The 14,369-nt window shown below is 69.8% G+C and carries 17 protein-coding genes; 7 read left to right on the top strand and 10 right to left on the bottom strand.

The window, feature by feature from the left end:
• The first annotated feature begins 58 nt into the window (after nucleotides 1–58).
• Nucleotides 59–415, top strand: a complete 357-nt coding sequence (locus tag B7K24_RS03390) for a PadR family transcriptional regulator (protein WP_084128710.1) — start codon at nucleotides 59–61, stop codon at nucleotides 413–415.
• Nucleotides 412–1,764, top strand: coding sequence for a permease prefix domain 1-containing protein (locus tag B7K24_RS03385; protein WP_084128709.1), 1,353 nt, complete (start codon nucleotides 412–414; stop codon nucleotides 1,762–1,764). Before B7K24_RS03390 ends, B7K24_RS03385 begins: the two co-directional genes overlap by 4 nt.
• On the opposite strand, the gene B7K24_RS03380 is transcribed toward B7K24_RS03385, so the two are convergent.
• From B7K24_RS03380 to B7K24_RS03370, 3 genes are all read right to left on the bottom strand, one after another.
• On the bottom strand, nucleotides 1,761–2,528 hold the full coding sequence (locus tag B7K24_RS03380; protein WP_084128707.1) for a siderophore-interacting protein: 768 nt from the start codon (nucleotides 2,526–2,528) through the stop codon (nucleotides 1,761–1,763). The two genes, B7K24_RS03385 and B7K24_RS03380, sit on opposite strands and share 4 nt — an antisense overlap.
• 62 nt (nucleotides 2,529–2,590) lie before the next feature.
• The gene (locus tag B7K24_RS03375; protein ID WP_084128706.1) at nucleotides 2,591–3,019 is read right to left on the bottom strand and encodes a hypothetical protein; all 429 of its coding nucleotides are present in this window, start codon (nucleotides 3,017–3,019) and stop codon (nucleotides 2,591–2,593) included.
• A complete protein-coding gene (locus B7K24_RS03370) occupies nucleotides 3,016–3,870 on the bottom strand; it encodes a putative RNA methyltransferase (protein ID WP_084128704.1) in 855 nt (284 codons plus the stop codon). The genes B7K24_RS03375 and B7K24_RS03370 overlap by 4 nt, the downstream gene beginning before the upstream one ends.
• Nucleotides 3,871–4,046: 176 nt before the next feature.
• Here B7K24_RS03370 and B7K24_RS03365 point away from each other — a divergent pair, with 176 nt between their 5' ends.
• The 4 genes from B7K24_RS03365 (at nucleotide 4,047) to B7K24_RS03350 (ending at nucleotide 9,058) form a co-directional block, all read left to right on the top strand.
• Nucleotides 4,047–4,292: a hypothetical protein gene (locus tag B7K24_RS03365; protein ID WP_084128703.1), complete on the top strand. Its 246-nt coding sequence runs from the start codon at nucleotides 4,047–4,049 to the stop codon at nucleotides 4,290–4,292.
• Nucleotides 4,293–4,342: 50 nt separating this feature from the next.
• Entirely contained in the window at nucleotides 4,343–5,644 is a 1,302-nt protein-coding gene (locus B7K24_RS03360) for an APC family permease (protein WP_084128702.1), read from the top strand.
• Entirely contained in the window at nucleotides 5,641–6,831 is a 1,191-nt protein-coding gene (locus B7K24_RS03355; protein ID WP_159449127.1) for a low temperature requirement protein A, read from the top strand. The genes B7K24_RS03360 and B7K24_RS03355 overlap by 4 nt, the downstream gene beginning before the upstream one ends.
• Before the next feature lie 157 nt (nucleotides 6,832–6,988).
• On the top strand, nucleotides 6,989–9,058 hold the full coding sequence (locus B7K24_RS03350; protein WP_307181767.1) for a BCCT family transporter: 2,070 nt from the start codon (nucleotides 6,989–6,991) through the stop codon (nucleotides 9,056–9,058).
• A 94-nt stretch (nucleotides 9,059–9,152) separates the two neighbouring features.
• Here the strand turns inward: B7K24_RS03350 and B7K24_RS03345 are convergent, their stop codons facing one another.
• The 3 genes from B7K24_RS03345 to B7K24_RS03335 are packed head-to-tail and all read right to left on the bottom strand — an operon-like array spanning nucleotide 9,153 to nucleotide 11,415.
• On the bottom strand, nucleotides 9,153–10,019 hold the full coding sequence (locus tag B7K24_RS03345) for a biotin-dependent carboxyltransferase family protein (RefSeq protein ID WP_084128697.1): 867 nt from the start codon (nucleotides 10,017–10,019) through the stop codon (nucleotides 9,153–9,155).
• Entirely contained in the window at nucleotides 10,016–10,615 is a 600-nt protein-coding gene (locus B7K24_RS03340; RefSeq protein ID WP_234986533.1) for an allophanate hydrolase subunit 1, read from the bottom strand. The genes B7K24_RS03345 and B7K24_RS03340 overlap by 4 nt, the downstream gene beginning before the upstream one ends.
• 38 nt (nucleotides 10,616–10,653) lie before the next feature.
• Nucleotides 10,654–11,415 carry a LamB/YcsF family protein gene (locus B7K24_RS03335; protein ID WP_084128694.1) on the bottom strand — a complete coding sequence of 254 codons (762 nt, stop codon included), beginning with the start codon at nucleotides 11,413–11,415 and terminating at the stop codon, nucleotides 10,654–10,656.
• A gap of 124 nt (nucleotides 11,416–11,539) precedes the next feature.
• On the opposite strand from B7K24_RS03335, the gene B7K24_RS03330 reads away from it, so the two are divergent.
• A complete protein-coding gene (locus tag B7K24_RS03330) occupies nucleotides 11,540–12,043 on the top strand; it encodes a hypothetical protein (protein WP_084128693.1) in 504 nt (167 codons plus the stop codon).
• Between the two features lie 32 nt (nucleotides 12,044–12,075).
• Here B7K24_RS03330 and B7K24_RS03325 read toward each other — a convergent pair whose 3' ends face one another.
• From B7K24_RS03325 to B7K24_RS03310, 4 genes are all read right to left on the bottom strand, one after another.
• Nucleotides 12,076–12,585, bottom strand: a complete 510-nt coding sequence (locus B7K24_RS03325; protein ID WP_084128691.1) for a GyrI-like domain-containing protein — start codon at nucleotides 12,583–12,585, stop codon at nucleotides 12,076–12,078.
• A gap of 73 nt (nucleotides 12,586–12,658) precedes the next feature.
• Complete coding sequence (locus tag B7K24_RS03320) at nucleotides 12,659–13,390, bottom strand: flavodoxin family protein (protein WP_084129230.1); 732 nt, start codon at nucleotides 13,388–13,390, stop codon at nucleotides 12,659–12,661.
• 69 nt (nucleotides 13,391–13,459) lie between these two features.
• On the bottom strand, nucleotides 13,460–13,711 hold the full coding sequence (locus tag B7K24_RS03315; protein ID WP_084128690.1) for a YkvA family protein: 252 nt from the start codon (nucleotides 13,709–13,711) through the stop codon (nucleotides 13,460–13,462).
• A 106-nt stretch (nucleotides 13,712–13,817) separates the two neighbouring features.
• Entirely contained in the window at nucleotides 13,818–14,306 is a 489-nt protein-coding gene (locus tag B7K24_RS03310) for a carbonic anhydrase (RefSeq protein ID WP_084128688.1), read from the bottom strand.
• Between the last annotated feature and the right edge of the window lie 63 nt (nucleotides 14,307–14,369).

Below are 14,369 nucleotides of genomic sequence, written 5' to 3'. Positions count from 1 at the left end.
GCAGTTCTATGCATCATGCTGCTAGGTCTTGCGTGGACGAGGCCGGACGGAGTGACGCATGGACATCCCCAAGGACCTGGTCGCCGCGAGCGCGGCGCCCATGGTGCTGAGCATCCTCGCCGAGGGCGACTCGTACGGCTACGCGATCCTGGGCCGCGTCCGCGAACTGTCCGACGGCGAGCTGGATTGGACCGAGGGCCTGCTGTACCCGCTGCTGCACCGCCTGGATCGCATCGGCCATATCGAGAGCCGCTGGGGCCAGTCCGAGACGGGCCGGCGGCGCAAGTACTACGCCCTCACCGCCGAGGGGCGTAGCGCGCTCGCGACCCACGTGAGCCAATGGCGCACGGTCGCCGCAGCGCTCGAAACCGCGTGGGGGCGCATGGACTTCGGTGGGCAGGTGAGCCTCGCGTGACCGGCCCGTTGGAGTCGCAGATCGACCTGTGGCGCGCCCACCTGGAGGCGCAGCCCGGCGTCGCGCCTGCCGATGTCGACGAGCTCGAGGACCACCTGCGCGGACACATCGAGACACTGTTCGCCGCGGGCCTCAACGACGACGAGGCCTTCCTGGTCGCCGTCAAGCGCCTGGGCAGCCAGCGCGACATCGCGCGCGAGTTCGCACGCGAGAACTCCCGCCGGCTGTGGAAGCAGTTGGTACTGGGCGAGGACGGCGTGTCGTCGCGCGGGCGCGACGGCCAGCGCGCCTCGGTGTGGGCGGCCCTGGCATTCGCGATCGTCGGCGGGCTGCTCATGCGGCTGCCCCTGTGGCTATCTCCCGCCGGCGTGGACACCGCCTACGCGCTCTACCTGGGTCCGCTCCTCCTGACCGCCGTCGGGGGCTACCTCCTGTGGCGCCACCGTCCCGGCGTGACCGTCAGCGCCACCGCGAGCGTCGGCATGATCGCGGTCGCGGCCCTCGCCTCGGTCTATCGCCCCGGAGCGAACGATGACGCCCTCGTCACGACGGCACTGCACGTGCCGGTGCTCGCGTGGCTCCTCGTCATGCTCGCCTACGCCGGCACCCGCTGGCGCGAGACCGACGGCCTCATGGACTCCGTGCGCTTCACGGGCGAGTGGGTCATCTACATGGTCCTGCTCGGCCTCGGCGGCGGGGTCCTCATGGGCATCGTCGCGCTGGCCTGCGAGGCGGCGGGACGCGATGCTTCGGCCTTCGTGCTCGAGTGGATGCTGCCGCTGGGCGCAGGCGGCGCCGCCGTCGTGGCCGCGTGGCTGGTCGAGGCAAAGCAGTCCGTGATCGAGAACATGGCACCGGTGCTGGCGCGCGTGTTCACGCCGTTGTTCGCCGTCGCGTTTGCGCTTCTGCTGATCGTGGTGCTCGCCTCGGGCAACGTCGCGGGGCTGTCGAGGGACCTTCTGCTGGTGTGCAACGTCATCCTGATCATCGCGATCGGGCTGGTGCTCTACAGCCTGACCGCGCGCGACAACGACGGTGGGCCCACGTGGTTCGACCGTGTGCAGCTCGCGCTCGTGACCGGAGCCCTGGCGCTCGACGCGGTGGCGCTCGTCAATGTCCTCATCCGCATCGGCGACGGCGGCTGGACCCTCAACCGCGTCGTGATCCTGGGGCTTAACGCCCTGCTCCTCGTGAACCTCGTCGTCACCGCGTGGCTGCTCGTTCGGCTGAACCGCGCCGCGCCCGGGGCCGCCCACCGGCTCGAGCGGTGGCAGACGGGCATGCTGCCCGCCTACGGCGCATGGGCGCTCGTGGTGGTCGCGGTGCTGCCGGCGGTGTTCGCCGGCTAGGCGTCCTGCTCGGCCTCCATCTGCGCCACGAACTCGCGCTTGGAAGACTGCCAGCCGTCCTCGTTCATGCCGGTGCGCCAGTAGCCGGAGATCGACACGTGCTCGCGCGGCACGCCCATGACGTTGAAGAGGTGGTGACGCAGCGGTTTGATCATGTCGGCGTTGCCGTGCACGAAGGCCTCGAGGTCGCCCTCGGGCAGCGTCGCCGTCTCGACGGCGTAGGTGAGCGCCTCGCCGTAGCCCATGCCGTGCTCGTCGCGGTGGATCCAGTGGACGGTGGTGTTGCTGGTCTCACGCAGGGGCTGGCGCTCCGCGGCCGTGGCAACCTCGAGGAACACCTCGACGCGAGCATCCGCCGGGAGGGCGTCGAGCGCGGCGGCGATCGCGGGCAGGGCAGACTCGTCGCCCACCAGAAGGTGGACGTCGGCGTCGGGTCGCGGAGCCCAGCCGCCACCGGGGCCCATGAAGGCGATCTCGTCGCCCGCGGTCGCCCGCGCGGCCCACGGTCCAGCGAGGCCCTCGTCGCCGTGGATCACGAAGTCGAGCGCCATCTCGCCGGCGGCACGGTCGTGCCAGCGCACCGTATAGGTGCGGGTCACGTCACCGAACTTGATCTTGATGTAGTGGTCCGTGAGCTCGAAGGGTCCCAGGTCCTTCAGCGCATCGGAGCCCACCACGACCCGCACCATCGCGGGGGTGAGCTGCTCGGTACGCCTCACGGTAGCGGTGTGGACGGGGCGCGGGGGACGGTTCTGAGGCTTCATCGCCGCTCAGTATATGCACACGTACGTGTTGCGTAATTCACGGCGGCCGATGCCGTGGCCGACTATCCGCCCACCGTCGCCATCACGGCGAACACCAGCGCTCCGCCGATGAGGGCGCCCAGGCCGACCACCCGCGACAACAGGGGACCGCCCGGCTGGTCCGCGCCGAGCCTCGCCATCGCGATGCCGACGACGCCAATGAGCGCAAACGCTAGCGCGCCGATCCACAGCGCCGCCATCATGATCGCCTTGGGCTCTTCCACGACGGCGAGCGACGTCGCAAACGTCAACGGAATCGCGTGCAGGACGGTAATGACGGTGAGGCGCCAGCGGCCGGCCGCGAGCGCGCCGCGAAGATCGACGGCGGGACCACTCGCCCCAGCACCCGCACGACGACGGGACATGAAGCCCACCACGGCAAGACCCGCATGAATCACCGCGCTGACGGCGATGATGACCGCGACCACCGCGGCGAGTTCCTGATCCGTCACGACGCTCCCCCGCTTGGCGCCACCAGTGCCTCGACCCTGACCGCGAGGGTCGCGTGGCGTGGGCCCAACGCTTCGAGCGCCTCGCCAGAGACGTGATGGGCGTTGGGACCCATGGCGAGCACGTCTCGAGCGGCATCCGCCGTCAACGAGAGCGGAGTCACCACGTCGCGAGACACCACCCGCTCCCACCCGGGGAACTGGGCGGCCAGCCGCTCGGACTTCCCCTCGTGGACGTGCACCCCGTCGACGGCGGCGACCAGCTCGGCGAGGTGTGCGGGCAGCGGAGTCACGACGACCAGGGCACCCCCCGGGCGCAGCACACGGGCGATTTCCGCCGGCACGCGCGGGCCGAAGACCGACAAGACGAGGTCCACCGCGCGGTCGCCCATGGGCAGCACCTTGAGGGCGTCGGCCCCCACCGCGACTGCCCGCTCATGAGCGCGCGCCGCGCGCTTGAGGGCCGGCGTCGACAGGTCCATCACCATGCCGCCCCAACCGGGCAACGCCTCGAGCGCCGCGGCCGCGTAATAGCCCGTGCCTCCCGCGAGGTCGAGCAGCAGACCCGTCCCGGAGGCCCCGACCGAGGCGACCTCGGCTACGGCGCTCGCCACGGCATCGGCCACCGGCAGGTACCAACCACCGGACTGGAGGCGCTCGCGCGCCATGACCATGTCGACGGTGTCGGCGTTGAGGGAGCGGCCGTGGCCCGCGCGGAGGGTCACATAGCCCTGGCGGGCGGCATCGAAACGGTGGCCGGTGGAGCACGTGAGGCCCGCCTCAGCCCGGGTCAGGACCTCGCCGCAGACGGGACAACGCAACGCGCTCACCACGTGGTCGGGCCAGGTCTCCATGGTCGCGAGCCTACGGTGCGAGGCGGGCCGGCGAGCGCGCGCCAGTCCGCTCGCGCGTCAGGAGGGGAGGAGGGCGTCCGCGGGCGCGGCCCTCGGCGTCCACCGAGTTCACCGCCCCGCTGGGCCGCCCGGTCCCCCAGCCGACGCCGACGTTCCCGTTCCACTACGACTCGACCGTGGCGGACCTGTCCGCGAGCGCGGGCGGACGCCTCGTCGAGAAGGCCCTCATGTCGCAGGTAGTGAAGGCGTTCGGATCGGACCCCAAGGCGACCGACGAGACCAAGCAGATGATGGAGGCGTTCATGCGCAATATGCCGCTGCGCGCCATCGCGATGACGTCCGAGGGCAAGTTGTCGCTCGCGAACCTTGACCGCCTCATTGCGGTGCTCAACGCCACCGCCCTCAAGGCGAAACGGGGGTAAGCGCGCCGCGGTAGGGGAATACCTGAGGCGATGCTCGCGTCGCATGAGGCATGGCCGGCAACTACCGTGAAGGATCGCTGACGCTCCGCGGCGCCGTCGCGATGGGCACGGGCGTGATGGTCGGTGCGGGCATCTTCGCCCTCACCGGCCAGGTCGCCGACCTCGCCGGTCCGCTCTTCCCCCTCGCGCTGCTGGCGGCCGCCGCGGTCGCCGGGCTCGGCTCGTATTCGTACATCAAGGTCACCCGCAAGCATCCGTCCTCGGGTGGCATCGCGATGATCCTCACGCAGGCCTACGGCCGCACCACCATCGCCGCGGGCTCGGCGATGCTCATGGCGCTGTCCATGGTGCTGAACCAGGCGCTCGTCGCCCGCACGTTCGGCACGTACCTCGTCGAGCCGCTCGGGCTACCCGGCTGGCTGGTCCCCGTGCTCGCGGTGGCGGCCGTCGTCGCCGCCGTCGCCGTCAACCTCGCGCGCAACGAGAACATCGGCTGGCTGCAGACCGGCGGCGCGATCATCAAGGTCGGTGGCCTGGGACTGCTTGCCGTCGCCGCGATCGTCGCCTCCGGCGGCTCCTACGAGGCCGGCTCCGAGGGCCTCACGGCCGGCGCGAGCATCGGCGGTTTCATCGCCGCCACCGGCCTCGGCGTGCTGGCATATAAGGGCTTCACGACCATCACCAATGACGGTTCCGAGCTGAAAGATCCCGGCCGCAACGTGGGCCGCGCCATCGTGATCTCGCTCGTGATCGTCGCGGCCGTCTACGCGGTCGTCGCCTTCGCTGCGGGGTCGTCCCTCAGCGTCGACGAGATCGTCAAGGCGCAGGACTACGCGCTCGCCGAAGCCGCCAAGCCCGCACTGGGATCGTGGGGCGTGGGAGCCACCGTCGTCGTCGCGGTCGTCGCGTGCCTCACGGGCCTCATCTCCTCGATGTTCGCCGTGTCGCGCATGCTCGAGATGGTGACCGACATGCGCATGATCCCCCACCGCCACTTCGGCCTTCCCGGCGAGGTGCGCCACCACCTGCTGGTCTACCTGGGCGTCGTCGCCGCCGTCCTCGCGGTCACCCTCGGGATGGCCCAGATCGCGGCCGTCGGCATCATCTTCTACCTCGTCATGGACATGGTCATCCATTGGGGCGTGCTGACGCGCCTGCGCGACGAGGTGGGGGCACGTGCCTGGGTGCTCGTCACGGCGTTGGCGGCCGATGCCGTGGTCCTCGTCGCGTTCGTCCTCGTCCGGGGCGGCCAATCACCCTGGCAGATCGTGGGCGCCTGTGCCGCCGTGGCGGCGGTGTTCGCGTGGCAGCGCTGGTACCTCGCGCGCCACCCAGACGAGGACGCGGCGTGAGAAACCTGGCGCGCCGCCTGGGCGCGCAAGGCACTGAGGACGACCATCGCGTCACCACGCTCGAGCTGCTCTTCGATGTGGTCTACGTGTTTGCCTTCGTCCAGGTCACCACGTGGATCGCCGAGGAGCACACGTGGCGCGCCACCGGCGAGGGCCTCTTGGTCCTCGCCGTGCTGTGGTGGGTCTGGGTGGTGTGGGGCTGGCTCGGCAACGTGGTGCGCGCCGACCGCGGGCTGCCGCTGTTTGGTTTCATCGTCGCGCTCGTGTCGGTGTTCGGCATCGCCATGACCATCGATGGGATTTGGGGGGCCGAGGGCGGAGCGATTGAGCCCCTCGCCTTTTCCCTGCTCTACCTGGTGGTCCGCGTGGTACACGCCGCCGTCTACCTGTGGGCGGCACGCGGCGACGCACGGCTCACCCGGCAGATCTGGCTGTCGACCGCCGCGTGGATCCCGGCGGCCGTGTTACTCGTTGCCGGCGCCATCCTCCCGCCCGAGCAGCGCCTGTGGTGGTGGGCCGGAACGGTCGCGCTCGAGGCCCTCGCGACGTGGGTGCTGTCCGTGAAGGGACCGGGCTGGCGGGTCCAGTCGGGCTCGCACTTCTCCGAACGCTTCGACCTGGTCGTCATCCTTGCCCTGGGCGAGTCCGTCCTGGCCCTGGGCATCACCATCGCCGACATCGACCTCACCGGGGAGTTCCTCGCTGTCGGCCTCCTTGGAGTCCTGGCGTCCATCGCGCTGTGGTGGCCCTACTTCAAGGGCATCGGCCCCACCGTCGAGCGCGCGCTCCACGACGCGGACGACGAGCACAAGGCGGACATCGCGCGCGACTCCTACACCTACATCCACCTGCCGCTGATTGCCGGGATCATCCTGGTCGCCGCCGGGCTCGAGGAGGGGGTCATGGCGCGCGCCGACGAGGACGTCTCGGGCGAATCGGCCGTGCTCATCGCGGGCGGCGCCGCACTCTTCGCGCTCGCTGGAGCGATCATCATGAGGCTCGTGGGTGGCGCGTGGGGCTGGCTCGCGGGCTCGGCGGCGTTCTTCGCCGTCGCGGCGTGGTGGCTGCCCCTGCTCGATGCGACGGTCGCGATCCTCGTCGTCATCGTGGTGCTGGCTGTCGTCGCGTGGCGCACGCCTGCCGCCCGCTTCACCGACACCGTCGTGGTGGAAGCCAACGGCGGGTGACCACGGCATCGGCCCTGCAAGCGACGGAAATGTCCCCATCCACTAGGTTGAGAACCAGCGAAGGAGGAACGTGCCTCGGCCCCATCCCCGAGGCACCGACGGCATGACAACTGAGTCCGCACATCATTCCGCAAGCGAGCTCGAGCAACGCGAGCCGATGTCCCGCAAAGCCCTCGCGACCTGGGTGTTCTACCCATCGGCGATCTTGATCCTCGGCTTCGTGCTATTCGCGATGATCTGGCCCGAGGCGGCCGAGAGCCTCTTCGACCAGATCCAGTCGACCATCATCAACGCCTTCGGCTGGTACTACGTGCTGATCGCCGCGGTGTTCGTCGCGTTTGCGCTGGTCATGGGTTTCTCCCGCTTTGGCAACATCAAGCTAGGCAAGGACTCGGATAAGCCACAGTTCTCGATGTTCTCCTGGTTCGCGCTGCTGTTCGCGGCCGGCATGGGCATTGGCCTGGTGTTCTACGGCGTCTCCGAGCCCCTCGCGCACTTCGCGACGCCGCGGCCCGGCGTGGGCGGCACCCCCGAGCAGCTCGCGCAGCAGGCCATGAGCCAGACGTTCCTGCACTGGGGCATCCACGCGTGGGCCATCTACATCGTGGTGGGGCTCGGCATCGCGTATGCCGTCCACCGCCGCGGGCGCCCCGTATCGATCCGCTACGCCCTCGAGCCGCTGCTCGGCAAGCACATCAAGGGCGGGTGGGGCAACGTCATCGACGTCACCGCAGTCGTCGGCACGTTGTTTGGTGTCGCGACGTCGCTGGGACTGGGCGTGCTGCAGATCTCCTCCGGCCTCGAGTCGGTCGGGATCGCCGAGCCCTCGACGACCACCCAGATCGTGCTGATCATCGTCATCACGATCGTCACCATCTTCTCCCTCGTCACGGGCCTCCAGCGCGGCATGAAGTGGCTGTCGAACACCAACCTCGCGCTCGCGTTGTTCCTGCTGCTGTTCGTGCTGTTCGCCGGGCCCACCGAGTTCCTGATGCGCGAGTTCGTGCAGGACCTCGGCTCCTACATCCAGAACTTCATTGGACTGAGCTTCAACGTCTCCGCCTTCCAGGGCGAGGCAGGCGAGGAGTGGCAGGCCGCGTGGACCACGTTCTACTGGGGCTGGTGGATCTCCTGGGCGCCGTTCGTGGGCGTGTTTATCGCTCGCGTGTCCAAGGGACGCACCGTCCGCGAGTTCATCTGGGGCGTGCTGCTCGTACCCTCGGTCGTGACCTTCTTCTGGTTCGCCGTCATGGGCGGCACCGCCATCTACGAGGAGCTCTACGAGGGCGGCGGGCTCGTGGGACCCAATGGTGAGGTCGACTACAACGGCTCGCTGTTCGCGATGCTCGACACCCTGCCGGGATCGACGGTGCTGACGATCGGGGCCATGATCCTCATCGCGGTGTTCTTCGTGACGTCCTCGGACTCGGGTTCGCTGGTGCTGTCGATGCTCACCACCGGCGGCGACGAGAGCCCCAAGCGTTGGGTGCGCGTGTTCTGGGCATGCACCACGGCGCTGGTCGCGATCGCGCTGCTGCTGTCCGGAGGGCTCTCGGCACTGCAGACCGCCGCGATCATTACGGCGCTACCGTTCTCGATCGTCATGATCGGCATCATGCTGTCCACGGTGAAGGCGTTCAGGCGCGAGCATGCGCTCTACCTCGCCGCCAACCGGGCCGACTTCATGGACCACATCCGCGACACCATCTCCGGCGAGTACGGGCTGGAGCCCACCGATGCAGATGTGGACCCCGAGGCCGCGCGCACGCACCTCCCATCCGTACGACGGTGGACGCTGGGCGCCCCGATCCCGCGGCGCCACAAGAAGGGTGGCGCGGGACCCACGAGCTCGGATGCCGTGGTTACGGGGACGGCGGTTGCCGCGACCGGCATGGTCGTCACCGCGACGGACGATGCCGTGGCGAAGGCCGCGGCGGCCCCTCCCGGCGCCGAGGATCACCTTGCGGAGTCCGTGGTGCCGGGATCGGAATCGGCGCCTGCTGCCGTCTCGATGGCAGGCTCGACGCCTCCCGAAGCCGAGGGGGCGGACGGCGCGGACGTTCCCGGCCGGGCCGGCGGCACCGATGCCGACACCACTCCGGCCGATGGGAACGGGGGCGACACCACCGATGTCCCCGCCGATGAGGCGCCGTCGTTCGAGAAGCACCCGACCGATCAGATCATCATGCCGATCGATCATCTGCCCGAGGATCACGACAAGCAGTAACCATCGCGTCCTCCTGGCGGGACATGAGGGTCGTTTTCGGCGCGAGATCGACCCTCATGTCCCGCTGGGAGCGGAAGGCACGGTGCGGGCGAGGCTATCGCGAGGCGACCAGCCGCACTTGTTGGCCCGGTCGCACCTGGGCGGCCGCCGTGCGCGACGCACTGTCGAGCACCCCGATCACCGGGTAGCCCCCGGTGGTCGGGTGGTCCGCCAGGAAAATCACGGGCTCGCCCGATGGCGGCACCTGCACCGCACCCACCACGAGCCCCTCGCTGCGTAGTTCCTCGTCGCGCGAGCGAGCCACCGTCGCGCCGGTGAGGCGCACACCCACGCGGTTGGACCGTTCGGACGCGACAAAGGGCAGATGGGGAAGGCTCTCGAGGCTCGCCGGCGCGACCCAGTCCGCACGAGGGCCGGGCAGCATGCGCAGGGTCACGGCCTCCTCGGGGCCCGACAGAGGGTGCTCGGGGACGGCCGTGGTGAAGAGGTCCTGGGGCGCGGCGACACTCTCCCCGACGTCCACCCGGTCGCCGGCAACGAGGGGTGCCGGCCCGAGCCCGGACAGCGTGTCCGCCGAGCGGGATCCCAGTACGGGAGGTACCGCGATGCCTCCGCGCACCGCGATGTAGGTCCGCGCGCCGGCGGTGGCGGCGCCCACGTCGAGCACCTGCGCGGGAGCGAGCCTCACCGGGCGACCCACGGTCGCGGGCACGTCGCCCACGAAGACGGGTGCGCTCGCTCCGGCGACCGCCACGATCAAGGACACCCTGGCGCGCAGGACCGCGCCGGTGAGCGTGGCCTCGAACGCCGCGGCGCCCGGCGCGTTCCCGACGAGGGCGTTGGCTCGGCGCAGCGAGCGCACATCGGCGGCGCCCGAGCGCGGCACCCCCAGGTGGGCGTGCCCCGGCCGGCCCAGATCCTGAATCGTGAGGAGAGTTCCCGCGTCGATGACCTCGATCACGGCAGGAACCTCACACGCGTGCCGGGAGTGAGTAGCGCGGGCGGCGTGCGATCGGTGTCCCACAGCGGCTGGCCCAACGCCGTACCGACGAGTTGCCAGCCGCCCGGCGAGGAGCGCGGGTAGACCCCCGCATACGGTCCGGCGAGACCGACGGCGCCCGCAGGCACGGCGGTGCGAGGCTCGGCCCTGCGTGCCACCGCCCGATGCTCGGGCAAGCCCGTCAGGTAGGCGAAGCCAGGCGCAAAGCCACAGAAGGCGACGGTGAACTCGGTGGCGGCGATCTCGGCGACCGCCTGATCGGGGGTGACGGCCCACGCGGCGGCGACGTCGCCGAGATCGGGTCCGTCGAAGGCGACGGGCACCTCGATGAGACCGCCGAGATGAGTCTCGACATCGTCCGGCTCCCACGCCGCCACGATGTCGGCCAGCACCGCGGTGTCGACGCGCGACAGCCCATCGACCAGCACGGTGGTGGCCGCCGGCACCACGTCACGCGCGGCGATCTCGCCCGCCTCGCAGGCCGCGAAGATGGCCGCGGCGAGCGCCGGCACGAGGTCGGCGTCATCGAGCTCGATGAGCGTCGCCGCGTGTCCCATGGGGAGGAGCCTGACCCCGGCTGTCCGAGGGGTGGCGCTCATGACTGTGCCCAGGAGCGGACCTCGACGCCCTCCTCGACAAGCGCGTCGCGCACTCGACGAGCGAGCGCCACCGCTCCTGGGGTGTCGCCGTGCAGGCATAAAGACCGTGCACGCAGGTCGAGCGATCCTCCGTCGACTGCCTCCACCGGGCTGCCGGTGGCGACGGCGACCGCGCGGGCGACCACCGCATCGGCCGCCGTCACGACGGCCCCGGGTTCGCTCCGCGGGACGAGCGTGCCGCTGGACGTGTAGGCGCGGTCCGCGAACGCCTCCTCGATGGCCTCAAGCCCCGCCGCGCGCGCCGCGGCCAACAGTGCCGAGCCAGGCAGTCCCAGCACCGGCAGGCCGCCCGCGAGCATGACACCGTCGACGACCGCGCGGGCCTGCTCCTCGTCGTGGACCGCACGGTTGTACAGCGCGCCGTGGGGCTTCACGTAGGCGACGGTCGTGCCCGCCGCCTTCGCGAAGACCTCGAGGGCCCCCACCTGATACGCGACTTCGGCGGACAGTTCATCGGCGGGCACGTCCATGGCGCGCCTGCCGAAACCGGCGAGGTCGCGGTAGGCCACCTGCGCGCCGATGACGACGCCACGCTCGGCCGCAAGCGCGCACACGCGACGCATGGTCGCGGGATCTCCCGCATGAAATCCGCAGGCCACGTTCGCGCTCGTGACGACGTCGAGGAGCCCCGCGTCGTCCGTCAGCGCCCAGCGCCCGAACCCCTCCCCCAGGTCCGCGTTGAGGTCGATGCTTGCCATGGCACCAACCTAGTGGGCCGTGGGGACGATGGTCCCTGGCGATCGCCGTGTCCGTTTCGTACGGTTAACGGAGGCTGGAGCGCCATCCGAGACGCCCGCCGATCCACACCACAAGGGGCGCGCCATGACCATCAGTTCACCCGAACGCCGACGGGTTCATCCGTCCGAGCGCGCACTTCCGACGTCGTACACGTTCAGCCGCGACCTCCTCTTCGCCGAGCAGAGCGTGGCACACCACCTGGACGGCGAGGCACAGCTCCTGGAGATCTCCGCGGATGCCCGTATCGACCCGCGGGTGCGTGCCGAGGCCGCACGGTTCGCCGCCGAGCTCGAGCCCGAAACGGCGGCGCTCGTCGCCTGGTTGCAGTCGCGCGGCTACGACTCCGTGACCGACCGCGAGGGGTCGCTGTGCTCGCTGCACTCCGTCGGCACCCTCAAGGGAAAGGAACTCACGCTCGGGATCCTGGACCTGTGGGACATGAACCTCATGGCCGGCGTGACGCGATGCCTCAACCTGCTGCTGTTCCAGCGCACGTCCGAGGTGGGACAGATCGCTCGCCGCCTGGTCGCGAAGAAGGAGGCCTGCCTCGAGCGGGTCAGGGAGTTGCGCGAGGAGATCGCTGACTGACGGCGGCTGCCCGCCGTACCGGTCGCATCGTCTCAGTCACGCACGAGCAGGCACACCTCGACGGGTCCGTGAGGGCCGTCCTCGCCGTAGGTGGGAGCGACGGGGTACCACTCGTACCAGGCCTCCCACGTGTCGCCGTCACCGCGCGCGCCGTCCGTGCCGACCTCCAACGCGTAGGCCACGCCTTGCTCGTCGCCCCATGCCATGGTGCGCTCGGTCAGCTGGCCGAGGTTCGCGTACGGCCCGTCCTGACGACCCACCACGTAAGTGCCGGCAGGGACGCGGTCGGCACTATAGGGATGGTCGATCCACGGCTGGCCCTCGACCGCGAAGCCGATCTGCATTGTGAAGGGCGCGGTCATCATGATGCGGCCGTACCGCATCACCGACGGCCCGGTGGTGGCAATGCCACGCTCGTCGAGGTAGCGCGCCAGGTCATCGAAGGCCGGCGCGACGCGCTCGGGAATGGTGTCCATGGTGACATCGACCGCCAGGCCCACATAGGTGAGCGCGGCCCGGTGCTCAATGCTGAACTCGGCCATAGGTCTCATCCTCACCCACGCGGGGTCGACCGCGCGAGGCGAGTGGCGCATCGGCCCTCCGCCATGACCTCCCTCATCGCCGGTACTCCGGATTGGGGTGGTCGAACGTGGCCCCCTCACTCCACTCCTCGGACGAGTTGCCGCCGGTCGGGAAGCCTCCGCCGGCCTTGAGCCACGCGGCGGTGTGCATCAGGTTCCACGCCATGAAGGCGGTGTTGCGGCGGGTGAACTCCGTCTCGGGGCCGCCCGAGCCCTCGTCGAGGTAGGACGGACCGGGACCCACCGGACCCACCCAGCCGGCGTCGGCGTTGGGCGGGATCACATAGCCCAGGTGCTGGAGCGAGTAGAGGACGTTCATCGAGATGTGCTTGATGCCGTCCTCATTGCCAGTGATCATGACGCCGGCGGTACGCCCGTAGTAGAGGAACTGGCCGCGGTCGTTGAGCTCGCCGCTCAGGCCGTACAGGCGCTCGATCAGGCGCGTCGCGGCCGAGGACTTCTCACCCAGCCAGATCGGCGTGCCGATCACGAGGATGTCCGCCTCGAGGATCCGGCGAGACAGTTCCGGCCAGTCGTCCTGAGGCCGGTTGCCGCCCGGGACGTCCTCGGTCATGTCGGGGTAGACACCCTCGGGCACGTCGTAGTCGGCAAGGCGGAATGCATCCACACTCACGCCGTGGGACTCCATGATCGCGATGGCGTTGTCCATGAGACCTTGCGTGTTGCTGGTCGCGGGGCTGGGCTTGAGCGTGCAGTTGACGAAGACGGCCTTGAGGGCGCTGAAGTCTGCTGTCGAATCGGTCATCGGTGACACCTCCATAGGGGTGTCACGCGTGGGCCGTGCGATCTATTCCATGGCGCGAGCCGACGCGATTCAGACGCCGACGACGCGGGGGCTGCTCGCGATACTGGCCTCCCACGCCTCCTTCTCGCGGCTGAGCATCATGAAGGTGAGGCTCCACAGGCCGATGTCGTCCGCGTAGCCGACGATAGGCAGGATGAGCTCGGGGATGAGGTCGAGGGGCGAGATCGTATAGATCAGCGACGCCGCGGTCATGAACCAGGTCATGGGCCCCAGCTTGTGCTCGCCGCGACGCACCGCCTGGAAAAACTTCCACCACGACATGTCTGCCTCCCTGATGTCTGCGAACGGCCGATGCCGTGGCCGGCTCGCGCTTTCACGGTAACGCCGACAGGGGGCCGGGCACTTCCCGGCCCCGTGCCGGAGCCGGCTACACGACCTCGCGCAGCAGCCCGGTGTGGACGTCGAAGACGAAGCCGCGGACCTGCTCGGTCTCGACGAGGAACGGCGAGCGGCGCAGGCGCTCCATGGACTGGCGGAGATCCGCGTCGAGGTCCTTGAAGGACTCGGGGCTCCAGGCGGGCTTCAGTCCGGTCTCGTCGAGCAACTGATTGCGCAGCTCGTCGTCCGTGAAGGTCAGCGCGCCGCAGTCGGTGTGGTGGATGAGGATGATCTCGCGCGTGCCGAGCTTGCGCTGCGAGATGACCAGCGAGCGGATCATGTCGTCGGTGATGACGCCACCGGCGTTACGCATGACGTGGGCGTCACCGACCTCGAGGCCCAGCAGGGCGAACGTGTCGAGGCGGGAATCCATGCAGGCGACGACGGCGACCTTGCGGCGCGGGGGCAGCGGGCGGTCGGCCACGTAGGTCTTGGCGTATTCCGCGTTGTTGGCGATGAGCTCGTCGGCGATGGGCATGTGAACCTCCAGGGGGACAAAGGGACCAATGCGATCACTGTAGTAGCGAGGTAGCGTTACCCC

The organism is Demequina sp. NBRC 110055 (assembly GCF_002090135.1).
Lineage (GTDB): Bacteria > Actinomycetota > Actinomycetes > Actinomycetales > Demequinaceae > Demequina.
The sequence above is the reverse complement of the archived record's forward strand: the minus strand, read 5'-3'. Positions and strand labels throughout refer to the sequence as shown.

Coding starts and splice junctions, on each gene's coding strand:
- B7K24_RS03390 (WP_084128710.1), top strand. CDS start 59: ATGGACATCCCCAAGGACCTGGTCGCCGCGAGCGCGGCGCCCATGGTG.
- B7K24_RS03380 (WP_084128707.1), bottom strand. CDS start 2,528: ATGAAGCCTCAGAACCGTCCCCCGCGCCCCGTCCACACCGCTACCGTG.
- B7K24_RS03370 (WP_084128704.1), bottom strand. CDS start 3,870: ATGGAGACCTGGCCCGACCACGTGGTGAGCGCGTTGCGTTGTCCCGTC.
- B7K24_RS03360 (WP_084128702.1), top strand. CDS start 4,343: ATGGCCGGCAACTACCGTGAAGGATCGCTGACGCTCCGCGGCGCCGTC.
- B7K24_RS03350 (WP_307181767.1), top strand. CDS start 6,989: ATGTCCCGCAAAGCCCTCGCGACCTGGGTGTTCTACCCATCGGCGATC.
- B7K24_RS03340 (WP_234986533.1), bottom strand. CDS start 10,615: ATGGGACACGCGGCGACGCTCATCGAGCTCGATGACGCCGACCTCGTG.
- B7K24_RS03335 (WP_084128694.1), bottom strand. CDS start 11,415: ATGGCAAGCATCGACCTCAACGCGGACCTGGGGGAGGGGTTCGGGCGC.
- B7K24_RS03330 (WP_084128693.1), top strand. CDS start 11,540: ATGACCATCAGTTCACCCGAACGCCGACGGGTTCATCCGTCCGAGCGC.
- B7K24_RS03325 (WP_084128691.1), bottom strand. CDS start 12,585: ATGGCCGAGTTCAGCATTGAGCACCGGGCCGCGCTCACCTATGTGGGC.
- B7K24_RS03320 (WP_084129230.1), bottom strand. CDS start 13,390: ATGACCGATTCGACAGCAGACTTCAGCGCCCTCAAGGCCGTCTTCGTC.
- B7K24_RS03315 (WP_084128690.1), bottom strand. CDS start 13,711: ATGTCGTGGTGGAAGTTTTTCCAGGCGGTGCGTCGCGGCGAGCACAAG.
- B7K24_RS03310 (WP_084128688.1), bottom strand. CDS start 14,306: ATGCCCATCGCCGACGAGCTCATCGCCAACAACGCGGAATACGCCAAG.